The organism is Haliscomenobacter sp., from assembly GCF_965225875.1.
In the GTDB taxonomy this organism is placed as follows: domain Bacteria; phylum Bacteroidota; class Bacteroidia; order Chitinophagales; family Saprospiraceae; genus Haliscomenobacter.
The window spans coordinates 3,325,008-3,342,520 of sequence record NZ_CBDDBS010000002.1 but is presented as its reverse complement, the minus strand read 5'-3'; the positions used below and the strand labels follow the sequence as shown (position 1 = coordinate 3,342,520).

Genomic DNA, 17,513 nt, shown 5'->3' with positions numbered 1-17,513 from the left:
TTATTTAATCACTTTAACTTTCATCTTGACGTCCTTCACCGGGCGGTCGCCAGGGCCAGTTTGCTGCGCAGCAATTTTGTCGATGACATCGAGGCCTTGAATGACCTGGCCAAAAACGGTGTATTCGCGGTCCAACATGGATGTACCACCACTCTTTTGATAGGCATCGCGTTGGGCCTTGCTGTAGCGGAAATTGCGGGCGCCTTCGATCTGGTTGAGTTGAGCATCACTGGTTGGGCTGCCATGTACAATGTAAAACTGCGAACCTGAAGAACGTTTTTGTGGATTGTTGGTGCGTGCAGCGGCCAGCGCCCCTTTTACGTGTACCAGCGAGTCGACAAATTCGGCTTCAATGGTATAACCGGGATCGCCCATGCCCAAGGCCTGACCAGGTTTGGCATTTTTGGAATTAGGATCACCACCCTGAATCATAAAGCCGCTAATGACCCGGTGGAACAGGGTGCCATCGAAATAACCTTGCTCAGCGAGTTTGAGGAAATTATCGCGGTGTTTGGGGGTGCCGTCCGACAAACGGACCAACATATTGCCAAAGTCGGTTTCAATCATGACCAAACAAATTTTTGGGGCTTTGATCGAAACTTTGTCTTCATAGGTTTTGCTTTTGCTTCCCGATTTGGCGGTCAGTTTGACGGTATAAGTGCCCGAGGCCAAAAAGGCATGCACGGGGGAGGCTTCATCGGAAGTATTGCCGTCGCCAAAATCCCAATGGTAAGTTTCGGCGGGTTTGGCGGTAGTATTGGTAAAGGTGACGGGTGAAGGCGCCTCCGTGGCACCAGAATACATAAAGGAAGGTTTGAGGCTCGCACAGGAGCTCAGGGCTGCGAGTAGCAGCAGGATGAGGTAATGATTGAGTAGGTTCGATTTCATAGGTATAATTTGGTTTAGGAGTTGAGAGGTTTAGGAGTTGAGGCTACCGCGAGCGGCTTAGACAAGGACATTGTCAACATCGCTCGCGGTAGCCTCAACTCCTCAACCTCTCAACTCCTCAACTTTTTCACTATTCCAAGCCTCCATTCTCCGCTTCCAATTCCCGGAAATACTGGATTACTTTAGATTTGAGGTATTCTTCTTGTGCTTCTACCCCACGGGTTTCGAGGGGCATTACCAATTCGTAGTGCGGCCAGCCATCGGCATCCCGCCCTACAAAGCGATAGTATCCGTCATACGTCAACAGGCGACAAACGGCGATGTGCATCAAATCCTGTTTTTCTTCCTTGGTATAGGTTTTTTTCCAACGGCCCTGCTCCTGGATGCCAATGAGGAACAATACTGCATTCAAATCGGGTAATGCCTCTTTGCCAAAAGTTTTTTGGACCAGATTTCGGACCCGCAACCACTCAAACTCCGCTTCCCAATTGCTCATGATGATTTTTTTCAGCGGCGCAAAGGTAAGCACCAAATCACAATTAATCAATCTTAATAATTGTAATCCGATACGGAAGAGCGTTTACTCACTCTTCACGCACAACGGTTGGAATTTGACGGGCTCTTAACGCAGGAGGAATGGAAGCAAGCCCGCCAATGGTCAGCACAGTAATGCAGACTACTACAAAGTCGATAAATCGTATGCTGACCGGATAGGCATCTACGGCAAAGGTACCCGGCATGGAGACTATGCCGAATTGTTTTTGCAAAAAATAAATCGTCAAGGCTAGCACAAAACCAAGGACTACTCCCAAAATAGTGAGCAAAAGGCCTTCGGCCAAAAAGATGTTGCGGATGGTATTGTCACGGGCTCCCATCGACTTGAGGATGGAGATGTCTTTCTTTTTTTCCAGTACGATCATCCAAAGCGCGCCAATCATGTTGAAGGCTACCATGAGCAACATCAGGCTGACGATGGCAAAACTCATCCATTTTTCCAGGAGCATGAGTTTCATAAAAGCCTCTTGTTGTTGGTAGCGGTCTTTGACCACAAACTCGGGGCCTAATAAACCGGAAATGACTTTGACTACTTGCCGGGAATTCGCCTCAGGCTTGATTTTGATTTCCAGGGCGCTGATGGCGTCGGGCATGTTGAGCAAGGCTCGGGCAAAATCCAGGGTGGTAAGTACATACTGGCCATTGTGCTCCTGCTGAACGGCAAAGGTTCCAGAGGGATAGGTAATGTCGCGGCGAAATTGTTGATCGAGTGCTCCGGCTTCCTTGCGTTTGGGCATGTACACCACGAGGGGCGAAATGAAGTCATCGATGTTGATGGCCAGCTGATTGCGCATTTCCATACTGACTACGGCCATGTCTACATCGCCATTGCGGAGTTGATAGCTGCCTTCCCGTACGGTGGAATCCAGTTGGGTAACTTTGACAAAATTGTCGTCTACCCCCTTGAGGTTGCCAAAATCCTGCTTGCCGTCGTATTCAAAAAAGGCCACTTCTTCCAGGGTTTGGGAAACAAAAGCCACCCCCGGAATTTTTTCCAGTTTTTTGTACAACTCGCCTTGAATGGTGAAAGTTTTGCCCTGCGCAGGGGTGATTTTAATGTCAGGATTAAAACTGCTGTACAAGGAATTAATGACTTCTTCAAACCCATTGAATACAGAAAGAATCAGCACCAGCGCTGCTGCACCTACCGCCAAACCAAACACTGCAATGCCCGTGATGAGGTTGATGATGTTCGTGGATTTTTTGGCAAAAAGATAGCGCCGGGCTACCCGCCAAATCAATCCCTGGTTGTGTAATCGAAAAGAAAAGGGCATGTGCAGTACAATTGTGGGGCAAAGTTACAAAGTGGAGGTCAACTTAGGGGCGATAAAAAATAAATTGTTCATTTTGCCAAAGGACTAGATAAGTAAACGTTTCATTTTAAGTGGCTTATCTAGTCCTTTGGCTCAAGGAAAATGAATATTTATTTTTGCCCCACTAATTAGCGATTTAAACAAGCATTAAAAAAAAGCAAGGTTTTGACAATGTGGGTTTGCCAGTATTCCCAGGAATGCCCGCCAGGAAATTCTTCGTACTGGTGTGGAATATTCAACGCCGTCAAATCCTGATGCAAACGCCGGTTGTATTCGATCAACAGGTCTTCCGATCCACAATCAAAGCGAAAAGGAGCAATTTTTTCTCGATTCTTTTGCAACCAATCAAATACGCCATCTTGTTCCAAAGCTGCGGATTGCAGCGCCGGGAAATCGGCTACAAACAATTGGAGTTGCTCAAAATGAGTAATGGAAGACAAACCGGAAAAAGCGCGGAAAAGCCCAGGGTATTTGGCTCCCAGACGCAAGGCTCCAAAACCACCCATTGACAGCCCGGTGATGAACAGCGGCGACTCGGCAGTGAGCACCGGGAATTGTTCGCGCATGACTTGTACGACATCCTCCACAATCCAGCTTTCGTAATTTTCCTGTTGGTGGGGCACGTAAGCACTGCCATCGCCGAACAAGCCATCGGAAGGCATGGCCAGAATCATGGGGGCAATCTCGCCGCGGTCGATCAATTGCTGGGCGGTTTCATGCACCTGGCCGTAAGCCGTCCAGGCCCAGTGGCTGCCGTATACACCGTGCAGAAGAATGACCAGAGGCAGTCCCGGTTCAAGGCTTACGCCTTTAGGTACAAACACCGAAATGTCGGCGCGTTTCTGTAGGGCGTTGCTTTTGACGGTAATCCAGTGAAGGCCGACGAGTTCGGCTATTCTGGTGGTAAAAAATTGGGTTTCCATGGAAGGATTTTTGAAGATTCTAGAGTTTCAGGCTTCGGGGTTGTCACCCGACTCTACGTTTTATAAAGGCGAAGCGACAAAAAATTATAACCTTCAAATTCAGTCGAAAACAATCACCCCTTTCGCATTCTTCCCTGCGTGCATGTCTGCGAAGGCCTGTCCGAGATCTGCGAGCGGATAGGTTCGGGTGACCATTTCATCCAGCAGCAAAACTCCGCGGGCGTACAAATTTTGCAAAATGGGAAAATCCACCTGTGGGTTGCACTTGCCGTACAAGGGGTTGAGGTAGAGCTTGTCCCATTCAAACAGGTTCATGTCGATGTTGATTTCTTGCTCAATGCCACTTACCTGGATAGCCATACCTGCGTTACGCACCATGGCCAGGGGGGCAGCACCCAGTTCCGGAATGGCAGTACACTCAAAGGCGTAATCCGCACCGCGCCCCTCCGTCATGGTTTTAACAGTTTGAGCGGTTTGCAACAAACCAGTATCGGCTTTGTCGGCCAGCAGGAGATGGGTCGCACCGTAGGTTTTAGCCATTTCGAGCCTTTCGGGATTCACGTCGATGGCGATGATTTTTCCTGCTCCGGCGATACGGGCACCCTGGATTACGTTCAGACCAACCCCGCCAGTACCCAATACGACCACCGAAGTTCCTGGTTTGACTTTTGCAGCATTGATCACCGAGCCGTAACCAGTCATTACCCCACAGCCCACTATAGCCGCAGAGGGGAAAGGAATCGGTACTTGGATTTTGACACAAGCGGCTTCGCGAACCAGGGCATACTCGGCCATCGTGCCCAAGCTAAAGGCACGTTCGATGGATTGCCCCTGATAGGTCGTTGAACTAAAGGTAGCATGCCCACCGCTGATTTTGTTGCCTGCCGTTACGGCGGAATTACGTTCGCAGAGGTGTTGGTTGCCTTCCAGGCACTGAAAACATTTGTAGCAGGGAATGGCCCAGTTGAGCATTACTGGATCACCAGGCCTTAAGGTGCTTACAGCTGGGCCACAAGCGGCTACAACACCTGCACCTTCGTGCCCCATCACCAGGGCCTTGCCCCAGGATTGGGAATCCCAATCGGTATGACAAATTCCGGCAGCCTTGATATCAATCAGGACTTCGTCCCCCTGAGGCGGCTGAATCTCGATGGTATCGATGACAAAATGGCCTTTCCCATCCGCAATAGCGGCCTGACAGCGCATCAGATCAATGGATTGAGCGGTGAATCAATGAGGCTACCTACGGGTTTGGACATCAACCAACGTTTGAGATCTGCTTCCTGGTGTTGATTTTTAGGCTGGGTTACTTTACAGCCATCGGCCAGAAAAATGACGGTCATCACTTCGCGCATGGTTGGCGAGTTGTTGCCCGGTGCTGAGTGCAAGGTCCAGCCAGCGTGGAAGGTGGCATCGCCAGCTTTCATACTGGCAGGCTGGGAGATGGGGTAACCTTTTTCTTTGACCAGATCGCCCAGTACCACTTCCGAATCGTCGGAGATGGCCAGGTTGCCCAGGAAGCCCAATTCCTGAGACCCCGAAGCAAAGGTCAACATGCCCATTTCCACGGTAATGTCCACCAGGGGCATCCACATGGTGATGGTGTTGTTGGTATCGATGGGCCAGTAATATTGATCCTGGTGCCAGGGGGTATGGCCGCCAAAGGGTTCTTTAAACAGGGCTTGATCGTGGTACAGGCGCACCCGTTCTACCCCCATCAAGTCGGCAGCAATTTTGGCGAAGCGTTTGGCCAAGGTATATTGACGTACGGCCTCGTCCACTTCCCAGAGGTTCATGATTTGTAAAAAGGCTTTGCCGTAGGTGTCGCGTTCTTCGAACTTGCGCTTTTCGGTATTGAAACGTTCGGCAGCGTCTACAATGACTTCGCGGTAAACGGCCATTTCCTCTTCAGAAAGGATATTGCGTAGCAGGATGTGGCCATTTTTTTGGTATTCGGCTTGTTGTTGGGCTGAGATAGCATAAGTTGAGTCCAACTTAGGCAGGGTACTGACTTGCGACATATGGATGATTTTGGAAATTCACGTTGAACAAATTTACCATGGCCAAGCTGATTTGACTTTGTCATTTTTTGCTAAAAATGGTGTAATTTTAGCCAATTATTAGAGTTTGCAAGTAAATAGATGCTAATTCTCTTTTACCATGAAAGCGTTTTATGAAAAAGTGAGCCATGCTGGGATCAACTCTTTTGGGTACAGTAGTTTTAGTTTGCCCCGCTTCAATGCACCTTTTCATTACCATCCTGAACTAGAGTTGACCTTGATTGAAAAAAGTCAGGGCAAACGTCTGGTGGGTGGGCATGTCGCCCATTACGAGGCGGGAGACCTGGTATTGCTGGGCCCCAATGTTCCCCATTGTTGGCTCAATGCCGAGGCGGAGCCTCCCGAAGTGGATGCTGCGCAGGCAATTGTGATCCATTTCAGGGCTGATTTTGCGGGTGAAACTTTTTTGGCCTTACCAGAGCTATTGGCCATTCAGCAGCTGTTCCAAAAAGCCCAAGCTGGCCTTTTGATCAAGGGAAAAACGCGGGATATTGCTGCGGAAAAAATGCGCGCGGGTCTGCATTTGCAGGGCTTTCCCCGCTTGTTGCTCCTGTTTGATTTGTTACATGGCATTGCCATTTCCCCGGATACGGAGCGAATCGACCTGCTTTTTTCCCAACAAGTTTTGTCGCCTATCGAAACCGAACGTTTCCAAAGGATTTATACTTTTTTGATTGAAAATTTTCGAGAGAACATCTCTTTGGAGCAGATGGCCCAAATCGCCAACCTCAGCCCCACTGCGTTTTGTCGGTACTTTAAAAAAATCACCCGCAAAACTTTTGTGGATGCGCTCACTGAATTTCGCATCAAACACGCCTGCCAGTTGCTGGCTGCGGGTGAAAAACCAGTGCAGGAGATTTGTTTTGAAAGTGGTTTTGGGAATGTATCTTATTTCAATAAAGAGTTCAAAAAAGCATTGGGGCAGACTCCCTTGCAGTACCGTAAGTACCATCTGTCCTTGCCACTTGTGGCTTCAAGATCCTGAATGCTGCTGCAAAACTTCCAGAATTTCATTTGCCCTTTTTTCTACCATTTCCATAGCGATTTCCCGGTCAATTTTTTCCCGGCTGCGCAACATATCCAGTAATTGAGTGGGCCAGTAACGTTCGAGCAAGGCCCGTAAATCTCGGCGAAGTTTTTCAGCCTTGGTCCAGCGCCAAACCAGATACAAGTAGGGCAAAATGGGCAACGGAACTCCATGCTGGCTCAACAATTGCAGCGCAAGTTGTACATATTCAGGGTCTTGGTGTAGCAAGAGTTTTAACAGATTTTGCTGCTCTGCCGCATCAAAATTTGGGGTGTTTGCACCGAGCAATTGCTCCAGCCCACGCTCATCCAGCCAGTGAATAGCCTGTGCAGCAGGTAAGGTAGCCGGATAAGGACCTTTCCCCAAAACCCAAAAATTACACTGATCCGCTTTCACCAATTGAATCCCTTTTTGCTCCAGGCGCATTTTTAACTCCTGTACGGTTTGAGTGCTGCGCCCGATGATGGCAAGGGCACTTATCGATGAGGCATTTACCGGATGAGAACGCTCCTCCAGTAAGTGTTTGCGAAGTTGCTGCTGGAAAGTGGGAATCCCCAGGTTCATGCCCTGCAATACAAGATTCAGCGGCAAATTACCCAGTGGAGTTTTTCCTTCGTGCGCCTGCCAAAGCAAGGAGCGGTTCTGGAGTAGAATTTGTTTACGCTGGCAGGCCCGCACAAAGTTTAACAAACTTGCCCACTGGGGGGTACTACTGCTTTTTATGGCTATTTGATCCGAAATCACCAGCAAATCCTGCGCTAAATCATCAGCAATCAAACCCTTAAGCCCTAAATGAGTCAATTGACTACATTTCTCCAGCCCTTTAATATTATTGAGTGGGTTGTGGCTGAGGTCCAATTGCCGCAAGGCCGCAGGGAGGAGGGGACTGGCTGGAATTTGGGTCAATTGATTGTAAGCCAGATCAAGTTTACGAATAGAGGCGGGCAAACGGGGTAGTTTGGCAAAGGCATTCCCACTTAAATCAAGGTCCTCCAGGCGCTGAAAGGCCATGAAATAATCAAGCAGATTATTGAGCTTATTTTTGGCGAGGTGACAGGTTTTGAGCCAATTACAATGGCTAAGTGTAGCAGGTAATTGCTTCACTTGATTGTTGTTTGCATAAAAATGCCTCAGAAAAGGTGTTGCCATCCAATTGTCTGGTAAAATACTCAGGTAATTGTTGGCAAGATCAAGGGTGTCCAGGGATGAAAAAACACCTTCAATTTCCAAGTTTTCCAGGCAATTGCCGGGTAGGTATAGTTTCTCTAATTTGGGTAAAAAAGTGGCTGAAAGTAAAAAAGTGGCTATTTTATTGCCTGACAAATTCAACTCTTTGAGTGCTGGAAAAGTTAAATTTGGGAACTTGTGCAGCCTGTTTGAACTAAAATTGATCTTTTGAAGTAGATTCAATTGGGCTAAAGCCGCAGGAAAGTGGGAAAAACGATTTGCGCTCAAGTCGATTTGGACCAAATTGGGTAAGGACTCAGGGATTTGTCGCAACTGATTTTTTCCCAGCAATAAAAATTTCAGGGCTTTGAGTTCTCCTATTGTTTCGGGCAATACCTTTATCGCATTGCGCCTTAGATCCAATGTTTCCAACTGAGGCATCTCCCATACTTCAGTTGGGATTTGTTCCAGTTGTTGGCCATCCAGAATCAAGGCAGTAACCTGTGCAAGGTGTTGTCTGGCTGTTGTTAAGTTATAACAGCGCATTGATAAGGTTGCTTTTGATGGTGTACAGCTTGTAAAAAAGTCCAACAAGCTCCAAAATTCAAAAATAACATTATTCCACGCGTATCCTTAAATTGGGTATATTTGTTTATTAAACTTGTAGCAAGTCTATCAGAGTTTGAATAAGCTCCTAGAGTCAGGAACATGCAGAAACGCTATCTTTATACCTCACGCTTTATTTTTTCCTGCTGCTTGTGTCTGTTCACAATGCACCTGTTTGCTCAGTTTGCTCCGGGTTACCACGTCATTCCATTGGAGCTACCCGGAGATGTTGCGGGGAATAGTGTCAACAACATTATCCAGGATAAGGAGGGGTACATTTGGTTTTCTTCCCATGATGGTTTGCACCGCTTTGATGGATTCCAATACAAGAGTTGGTACCACGACCCCCAAAACGCCAACTCTTTATCCAGTTCCTACATTGAATGGTGTTTGGTTGACAAAAATAACAACCTTTGGGTAGGCACTTATGAAGCGGGTTTGAATTTATTTGACCGCAAAACAGAAACCTTTACTCGTTTTGTTCACGAGCCCAATCGCGTCACCAGTTTGAGCAACAACCTGGTGACTTGTATGGTGCAAGACAATGTGGGCAACATTTGGGTGGGTACTGAAGATGGCCTCAACCGCCTTGACCCGGTTACCAAACGTTTCACCCGCTTTATGCACGATCCCAATGATCCCAAAAGTGTCGGGGCAAAGAACATCAAGTCCTTGCTGATTGATCAGAATGGCATCCTTTGGGTTGGCGGCAGTGGAGCGAATAGCCTTACCCTCAGCCGCTATAGTCCGGGCAATAGCACCTTTACCCGCTTTGACCTAAACCTTGGCAATAACCCCTCTAATGCGATCATGGCGCTAGAAGAAGATTCAAAAGGCCAGTTATGGGTAGGCACCAACAACAATGGACTTTATACCTTCGATCAAGCCAAACGCCGCTTTACCCGACGGGATATTGACCCCCTGAATTGGAAGGGAAAAAGCTCCAACGACCCGGCCGAACAGGTTTTGTCTCAGGTGAGTTTCATTCACGAAGACCAGCATAAAAAACTGTGGATTGGTTCCTTTGGCGGTGGCCTCAACATCTATGACCCTGCCGATGGAAGCATTGTCGCCTTGCAGGAAGGCCGCCACCCTATGCAACGCCTGCCATCCAGATATTGCTTTCGTCTTTGTGAAACGCGCGATGGCACCATTCTGGTCTCTACGGGTGAGCGAGGGAAGATCGTGTATAAAATCCGCCGCCATTCCGACCGTTTGCAACGTTTCAGCCTAAGTGATCGACCCGATCAGCGTATCAATTTTGTGTTCAACTTGGTGGGCAATAGTCCCAATCAGGTGGTGATGAGAAGTGAAGAAGGTTTTTTTCAATACCGTTTGGATCAAAAAACGTTTGAACACTGGCCTTCGGATGCCGAATCCCGCAAATTGGCCGAACTGGACCTCCGTAATATTTTTAAGGATCGCTCTGGCAACATTTGGATTTTATCCCCCAATCGCATCCTGAAATATTCAGCGGGTGGCACTTTACTCGCGGATTTGGGCCGCAATAAAATAAAATTTCCTACTGGCATGTTGCAAACCAAAGATGGCTCTTTGTGGATTTCCACTGGGTTTCAGGGTTTGGCACGCCTTTTTCCCAAAAACGATTCTTTGGCTTTTTATGATTTTCCCACCTTCCCTTTGTCCAAACCCATCCAGCGGGTGCTTAGAGAGAAGGAGGATTTAAAATTGAGCCGGGGCACTTTTCTCAGTAATCCAACGGTTGATAAAAATGGAAAAATCTGGGTAGCTGCCGGGTTTAATTTTGGCGAAAGAACATTTCAAATCAACGAGGGTGGAGGCTTTTTCCGCTTCGATCCGAATACCGGCGACATTGCTTCTTTTTGGCCCAATGAGGTGCCACGGAATATGTTGAGTGCATTTTTGCAGGATCAGGAAGGCAAATTCTGGCTGGCTATTCGGGATGTTGGAATTTATACCTTTGACCCCAAGACGGCTCAATTTGTTGAAATCAAACCATCCGGTGCATTGGGTACTGCTACGCTCGGGAGGGTCAATTTTATGGAAGCAGATCCCGAAGGCCACATCTGGATGTCCACTTCCAGCGAACTCATTGAATACAACCCTCAACTGAAGGCCTTTTCGTATTACAGCCGCAGCAATGGTTTGTTTGCCAGCACCCTATATCAATTGACCAGCTTAGACAAAGGTCGGCTGGGCCTGGGCACCAACAATGGCTTTTTCGTTTTTGACCCGGTCAAAATGCGCAAAAATGGCATCCCCCCGGAATTGAGTTTTAATGAACTAAGTGTTGGGGGTAAAATAGTCCAGCCAGGCACCGACGATATTCTACCTCAGCCACTGGAACAAATGAACCAGATTCGGCTCAGCCACCGCGCCAATGTATTCAGCATTGGTTTTTCGGTTTTTCACTACGACGATCCCGTCCACAACCGGGTACAGTTTTACCTGGAGAATTATGATCTGGATTGGCGAGAGATAAAAGGAGAGCAATCGGCGCAATACGTCAATGTCCCACCAGGCACCTATACCTTTAAAGTGCGGGCTGCCAATGCCCAGGGCTTGTGGATGAACAACCCCAAATCGCTCAAAGTCGTGATTACCCCACCCTGGTGGCGAACGGCTTGGGCCATTTTGCTTTTCGTAGTCTTGCTGGCAGGTATAGTGGGTTTGGTTTACCGCTGGCGTATGGCAACCCAGCGCCAACACCTCAAACAACGTGAAAAAGAACTCCAGCAGGAGCGCGAACAATTGGAAAAGGAACGCCGCATGAATGAGCGTTTGCAACAAGTGGATAAACTCAAGGATCAGTTTCTGGCCAATACCTCGCACGAGTTGCGCACTCCCTTGCAGGGCATCATTGGTTTGTCGGAAGCGCTGCTTGAGGAAGAAAAAGACCCTGAGCGCAAGGCCAATTTATTGATGGTGGTTTCTTCGGGCAAACGCCTGAACAGTTTGGTGAATGACATCCTGGATTTTTCCAAACTCAAAAACGCTGACATTGAACTCGACCAGCGCCCCATCAGTTTGCACAGCATGGCCGATGTGGTACTCAAAAACATCTCGCCACTGGTAGCTGGCAAGTCCATCGAGTTACTCAACAGTGTACCTATTGATTTTCCCTCAGCGCTGGCTGACGAAAACCGCCTGCAACAGATATTGTACAACCTCTTGGGCAACGCGGTGAAATTTACCGAAACGGGTTACATCAAAATCGAAACCAGCGAAAAAGACAATAACCTGGTGGTTTGTGTAGAAGATACTGGCTCGGGGATTGCACCAGATAAAATGGATGCCATTTTTCAGGAATTCACCCAAGGCGATGCTTCCACCACCCGTGCTTTTTCAGGCACAGGCCTAGGCTTGTCTATTTCCAAAAAACTGGTGGAATTGCACGGTGGCACCATGTGGCTGGAATCTGAATTGGGCAAGGGATCCAAGTTTTTCTTTAGCCTGCCCAAAGCCATTTCTGAAGGTGAAATGCCTGTTCAAAAAGTGGAAGCACCAAACCTCAAAGAAAGTAAAGGAACCCTGCGCAATCTGTTGAGTGAAGTACAAAAGGCCCAGGAAGAAACAGTAGCTACGCTGATTGGGAAAAAAGAAAACGTTCCTAGCTCAACTGTACCCAAAAACGGAGCTGGAGCCCTCATTATTGATCACAGCGAAGCGCTCGTACACATTTTAGTTGTGGACGACGAGCCCATCAATCAGCAGGTATTAAAAAGTCACTTAAGCGCCTTAAAATACGAAATTACTTCTGCCCTCAACGGGGAAGACGCCCTCAAAGCCCTGAACAATGGCAAACATTTTGACCTTGTGCTGCTGGATGTGATGATGCCCCGCATGAGTGGCTATGAAGTATGTGAACAAATCCGTAAAAAATTCCTGCCTTCGGAGCTGCCAGTGATCATGATTACGGCTAAAAACCAGGTGCAGGATTTGGTGCATGGCCTCAATACTGGCGCCAATGATTACATCACCAAACCTTTTACCAAAGACGAGTTTTTGGCCCGGGTAAATACCCACCTCAATTTGCACCGCATACATACCGCAACTGGGCGTTTTGTGCCGACTGAATTCATTCACTCCCTCGGGCGAGAGAGCATCATCGACGTACAATTGGGTGACCAAACGGAGAAAGAAGTAACCGTACTCTTTTCCGACATCCGTGATTTTACGGGGTTATCGGAAAAAATGACGCCTGAGGAAAATTTCCGTTTTGTCAATGCCTTTCACGGACGATTGGGACCCATTGTACAGGCCAATCACGGCTTCATCAATCAATACCTGGGCGATGGCATCATGGCCATTTTTACCCAGAAACCTGAAGATGCCCTCAAAGCCTGCATCCTGATGCAAAAAAACATCCGGGCCTACAACCTGACTCGCCTGACCAAGGGCCGCTCCCTAATCCGCACCGGTATGGGCCTGCATACTGGCCACCTGATCATGGGGATCATTGGCGATGACAAACGGATGGATGCTGCTACTATTTCAGATACGGTGAATACGGCCTCCCGCATCGAAAGTTTGACGAAGTTTTATGGGGCAAACATCCTAGTGAGTGAAGATTCCTTGCGTGGCATTGAAGACAAAAGCCCCTTTAATTTACGGTTTTTGGGTAAGGTGTTGGTCAAAGGAAAGCAACATGAGCTGGGCATTTACGAATGTATCGACGGCGATGAGCCAGAAATGTTGTGGTACAAACAATCCACCTTGGAGGACTTTTCAAAAGGAGTAAGCCTGTATTTTGAACGTGAATTTGCGGCAGCAGCGGAAGTATTTAAAGACAAGGTATTGCGACGCAATCCGCGGGATACGGCTGCAAAAATTCTCCTGGCTAAAGCACAACACCTGGCTGAAACGGGTGTACCAGAGGATTGGACAGGAGTGGAGAAGATGGAGTCGAAATAAGGAATAGGGTTGAGCAGTTGAGGGTGCGGCAGCTTCAACTGCTCAATTCAACTATCCATTGAATTCAATATCCCGAGTTGAAACCGCCAATACATTTTGCCGATGTCGGATGGCCAAGTACAGCAATTCAAGGACACTCAAACCTTGCAGAAAAAAAGGCCACGGGTCTTGTGGTTCCCAAATGACATCTTCCAATTTTGAAAAATCTTTGGAAAAAATCGACTTTGGCTGGTTCAGTAACCAGGCCAATTTGATGGCTTTGGTTTTAGCGGAACGCAAAACGACCTGTTGATCAGACAAAAAACAAGTCGCCAGATCTTCGCCTAGCAAATGCGCACCACTCGTTGAGCGTGGGTTACATTCTAGTACATACACTTTATCCCGACAGAGCATCAGGTCAAAACTCAATTGCCCTTCGATTTGGTAATGTTCCCCAAATCTTTTCACCGCTTCAAAAATGTCTTGTCGAAAAAAGCTCTCGAAATAAACGCTGGCACCTTTGCCCGCTCGTTGCATGGGCCGATACGCTGCAAAACCTCCCATTTGACCTTGTCGCCAAATGGAATACACACAAATTTCCTGCCCGATCAGGCGTTCCTGTGCAATCCAATCCTGCGGTTTTTGGCGAGGTGCCTGGCATTTGCTTTCTGGCTGCCCAATGATGACTTGACTGGCAAAACGGGAAAAAACGGGTTTAAACACATAAGCTTCCGCATTTTTCCAATCTTTAAACTGGGTACAGGAAAGAGTAGCTGGAATTTGAAAAAAGTTTTTGGCCAAATCCAAAAAACGCTGTTTATGGTGCAATTCCACCATGAGTTCAAAGTCGTTGGTCCACACCTTACAAGGCAATTCATCCTTGATTTTGCTCACATAAAAAGCCTCTTCGCAGGTGGGAATCAGGTGCTCGATTTGGTAGCGCTCCACCAGGTCTTTTAAGGCTTGTTTAAAAGCCGTAAACTCCTGAACCGGAGCTGGAATCCGCAGGTATTGCTCCACGAATCGACTCCAGCGCGCAATCGGCAGCAAGTTCATATCTGCCAAATAAACCCGATGCCCTTGTTGTGCAAAGGCCCGGCACAACTCCAGGGTTACTGGCGCTCGTGCACCTGTCAGCAGGATGGAACTCATGATCTTAGCTCGTGAATTAAAGTGCTAAGGAACGGAAATAAAATAAAGTAAACACTTGACCGGCTCTTTTTTGATTTTGCTGCGTTACTCGTCAGTTGCGTAGGCTGGCTATGCGCCTTCCTCGCGCCTTGCCAAATCAAAAAATAGCTCAGCCAACTTGTTTGCTTTATTTCATTTCCGTTCCTAATCATTGCAAGTGTTTTTGTTTTCTCCAATATAAACGTACTTTTACACCAAAGTTTATTGTAAAATTTACACTTAGTTTGCCTTAGATAATTTTCTTTGTGCAAGCACCCTTTTAACCAATTTTTATTTTCATCCAACCTTTAACGCAAACGATGGAAGCTACTGCGCACCCAATCAAAAACACAAAAATCGTAGCTACGGTCGGCCCGGCCTCCAAAACCTACGAAGCTCTGCTCGATTTGGCCAAGGCCGGGGTGAACGTGTTTCGCCTCAATTTTTCGCATGGTACCCATGACGATCACCTGCAGGTCATCAACCACGTAACATACATCAACGAGAAATACGGAATGCACATCGGTATTCTCGCCGATTTGCAAGGCCCTAAATTGCGCGTGGGCGAAATTGAAAACAACGCACTCGAGCTCAAGCCCGGCGATGTGGTCACTTTTGTCAACGAAAAATGTGTGGGCAATATGGAAAGAATCTACATGAGTTACCAGGATTTCCCCAAAGATGTAAAAGCGGGCGAAACGGTACTTGTAGATGACGGTAAACTGGTCTTTGAAGTGGTGGAAACCAACTCAAAAGACACCGTTAAGCTGAAAACCATTTACGGTGGAATCTTGTCCTCACGCAAAGGGGTTAACCTCCCAAACACCAAGGTGTCACTGCCTTGTTTGACTGAAAAAGACCTGGCAGACTTAGACTTCATCATGACTCAGCCAGTCAACTGGATTGCCTTGTCCTTCGTTCGCCGTGCCTCTGACGTGAAACAGCTGCGTGAAATTCTGCATGAGAAAGGACACCCTGCCAAGATCATTTCCAAAATTGAAAAACCTGAAGCCATTGAGCGCATCGATAAAATCATCAAAGCATCAAATGCCGTGATGGTGGCTCGTGGTGACCTCGGGATCGAATTGCCGATCGAACAAGTGCCGAACATCCAAAAGATGATCATCCAGAAGTGTTTGCAACGCGCTCGTCCCGTGATTGTGGCTACTCAAATGATGGAGAGCATGATCACCAATCCATCGCCAACCCGTGCCGAAGCTACCGACGTAGCCAACGCCGTATTAGACGGTGCAGACGCAGTGATGTTGAGTGGCGAAACCGCTTCAGGCATGCACCCAGTCAAGGTGGTGGAATACATGACAAAGATTATTGTGGAAGCGGAAAAGCACTTCGTTATTGGATCACGTCGTCCCTTACCTTCTCCTCAATCCCGTACTTTTCTTTCCGATGCGGTATGTTTGAACGCTGCCAAAACTGCAGAAGACATTCATGCCAAAGCGATCGTCGGGATGACCAGTTCAGGGTATACGGCTTTCAAGGTATCGAGCTACCGCCCCAAGAATACCATCGAGATTTATATTTTTTCCGATAGACACCACATGTTGTCGACACTAAACCTGGTTTGGGGTGTTCGCTGCTACTATTACGACCAGTTTACGACCACCGATGAAACCATTACCGACGTAACCGATATTTTGAAGCAAGACGGTGTCATCAAAGAAGGCGACATCATTGTCAACACAGCTACTATGCCCCTGCACCGCCGCCATCGAACCAATATGTTGAAAGTGACGGTTGTGGAGTAAGCTGCGTCTACAGGTTAACCAAGCGCTCAATGCGGCGCAAAAGAGTCTACAGGTTTGTATCATTTGAGGATGAAAACGTGTTGAACATTGTTCACCCGTTCAGCTTCCTTAAACTACAAACTTGTAGGCCTCAAAAGTTTATTCCATGAAAGTGATTATCCCAATGGCTGGACGAGGTTCTCGCCTACGCCCACACACGTTAACCATTCCAAAACCACTTCTTCCTATTGCAGGCAAACCAATCGTGCAGCGGATTGTTGAGGATTTTCATGCATCATGTTCAGAAGATATTGAAGAAGTTGCCTTTGTTGTCGGCGATTTTGGAAAGGAAGTAGAACTACAACTGGAAGGTATTGCCGCTTTAATCGGTGCCAAATGTTCCATTTACAAGCAGGATTTGCCGCTTGGACCTGCTCACGCCATTTACAAAGCGCGCGAAAGTTTAGATGGCCCCTGTATCATAGCTTTTGCCGATACTTTGTTCAAGGCTGATTTCAATTTTGACATTTCACAAGATGGATTGGTTTGGGTCAAACAGGTAGAGAATCCGGCTTCCTTTGGTGTAGTAAAAACCACTGAGGACAACATCATTACCGATTTTGTAGAAAAATCCCCTGTCTTCATCTCTGATCAGGCCATAGTGGGCATTTATTATTTCCGTGATGGGGCCTATTTTCGGAGCCAGGTCGAGCGCCTCATCAACCAAAACATCAAGGATAAGGGAGAGTTTCAGATCACCTCGGTACTCGAATTGATGAAAAACCAGGGAACCAAGTTTCGCAAGGCGACTATTGAGGAATGGCTCGATTGTGGTAACATGGAAAATGTACTGGAGACCAACCGAAGGGTCTTGGAACTGAAAGAAAACCTTGAGCAGTTGGTCGATCCCAACATACAATTGTACAACAGCAAAATCATCCCCCCTTGTTACATTGGGCCAAACACTCAAATTCGCAATTCAGTGATTGGTCCTTTCGTTTCAATTGGAAGCAACTGTTCGATTGAAAATGCTGTTATTGAAAATAGTGTCATTCAAAATGAAGCCATTGTACGTCATGTATCCATGACTCAATCCATGATGGGCAATCAAAGTGAATACGCCGGAGTTCCAAAAGCATTAAATATGGGTGATTTTACTTTCGCTAAAGGGTAGTCGCCCCAAA

Annotated in this window: 12 protein-coding genes; 4 read left to right on the top strand and 8 right to left on the bottom strand. The window is 47.4% G+C overall.

The annotated features are described in order from the left end of the window. The 6 genes from ACO08K_RS16005 to ACO08K_RS15980 all read right to left on the bottom strand — a co-directional run bounded on the left by ACO08K_RS16005 (position 1) and on the right by ACO08K_RS15980 (position 5,700). The gene (locus tag ACO08K_RS16005; protein ID WP_421797411.1) at positions 1 to 888 is read right to left on the bottom strand and encodes a peptidylprolyl isomerase; all 888 of its coding nucleotides are present in this window, start codon (positions 886 to 888) and stop codon (positions 1 to 3) included. A 130-nt stretch (positions 889 to 1,018) separates the two neighbouring features. After that, positions 1,019 to 1,384 (bottom strand): hypothetical protein, encoded by a 366-nt coding sequence (locus ACO08K_RS16000; RefSeq protein ID WP_421797410.1) that lies wholly within the window; start codon positions 1,382 to 1,384, stop codon positions 1,019 to 1,021. An 88-nt stretch (positions 1,385 to 1,472) separates the two neighbouring features. Further along, positions 1,473 to 2,717, bottom strand: coding sequence for an FtsX-like permease family protein (locus ACO08K_RS15995; protein ID WP_421797409.1), 1,245 nt, complete (start codon positions 2,715 to 2,717; stop codon positions 1,473 to 1,475). Positions 2,718 to 2,884: 167 nt separating this feature from the next. Beyond that, positions 2,885 to 3,679: an alpha/beta hydrolase gene (locus tag ACO08K_RS15990; protein WP_421797408.1), complete on the bottom strand. Its 795-nt coding sequence runs from the start codon at positions 3,677 to 3,679 to the stop codon at positions 2,885 to 2,887. A gap of 99 nt (positions 3,680 to 3,778) precedes the next feature. Next, positions 3,779 to 4,885: an alcohol dehydrogenase catalytic domain-containing protein gene (locus tag ACO08K_RS15985; protein ID WP_421797407.1), complete on the bottom strand. Its 1,107-nt coding sequence runs from the start codon at positions 4,883 to 4,885 to the stop codon at positions 3,779 to 3,781. Continuing rightward, positions 4,885 to 5,700 carry a phytanoyl-CoA dioxygenase family protein gene (locus tag ACO08K_RS15980; RefSeq protein WP_421797406.1) on the bottom strand — a complete coding sequence of 272 codons (816 nt, stop codon included), beginning with the start codon at positions 5,698 to 5,700 and terminating at the stop codon, positions 4,885 to 4,887. The genes ACO08K_RS15985 and ACO08K_RS15980 overlap by 1 nt, the downstream gene beginning before the upstream one ends. A 139-nt stretch (positions 5,701 to 5,839) precedes the next feature. On the opposite strand from ACO08K_RS15980, the gene ACO08K_RS15975 reads away from it, so the two are divergent. Beyond that, the gene (locus ACO08K_RS15975; RefSeq protein ID WP_421797405.1) at positions 5,840 to 6,724 is read left to right on the top strand and encodes an AraC family transcriptional regulator; all 885 of its coding nucleotides are present in this window, start codon (positions 5,840 to 5,842) and stop codon (positions 6,722 to 6,724) included. On the opposite strand, the gene ACO08K_RS15970 is transcribed toward ACO08K_RS15975, so the two are convergent. Then, positions 6,713 to 8,479, bottom strand: coding sequence for a leucine-rich repeat domain-containing protein (locus tag ACO08K_RS15970; protein WP_421797404.1), 1,767 nt, complete (start codon positions 8,477 to 8,479; stop codon positions 6,713 to 6,715). The genes ACO08K_RS15975 and ACO08K_RS15970 overlap by 12 nt on opposite strands. A gap of 225 nt (positions 8,480 to 8,704) precedes the next feature. Between ACO08K_RS15970 and ACO08K_RS15965 the strand changes: the two genes are divergently transcribed. Beyond that, positions 8,705 to 13,435: a two-component regulator propeller domain-containing protein gene (locus ACO08K_RS15965; protein ID WP_421797403.1), complete on the top strand. Its 4,731-nt coding sequence runs from the start codon at positions 8,705 to 8,707 to the stop codon at positions 13,433 to 13,435. 51 nt (positions 13,436 to 13,486) lie between these two features. Here ACO08K_RS15965 and ACO08K_RS15960 read toward each other — a convergent pair whose 3' ends face one another. Beyond that, complete coding sequence (locus tag ACO08K_RS15960) at positions 13,487 to 14,566, bottom strand: ATP-grasp domain-containing protein (protein WP_421797402.1); 1,080 nt, start codon at positions 14,564 to 14,566, stop codon at positions 13,487 to 13,489. A 338-nt stretch (positions 14,567 to 14,904) separates the two neighbouring features. On the opposite strand from ACO08K_RS15960, the gene pyk reads away from it, so the two are divergent. Together pyk and ACO08K_RS15950 are read left to right on the top strand one after the other, a co-directional pair. Further along, a complete protein-coding gene (gene pyk, locus ACO08K_RS15955; protein ID WP_421797401.1) occupies positions 14,905 to 16,350 on the top strand; it encodes a pyruvate kinase in 1,446 nt (481 codons plus the stop codon). Between the two features lie 145 nt (positions 16,351 to 16,495). Next, positions 16,496 to 17,503 (top strand): sugar phosphate nucleotidyltransferase, encoded by a 1,008-nt coding sequence (locus ACO08K_RS15950; RefSeq protein WP_421797400.1) that lies wholly within the window; start codon positions 16,496 to 16,498, stop codon positions 17,501 to 17,503. The last annotated feature ends 10 nt before the right edge of the window (positions 17,504 to 17,513 follow it).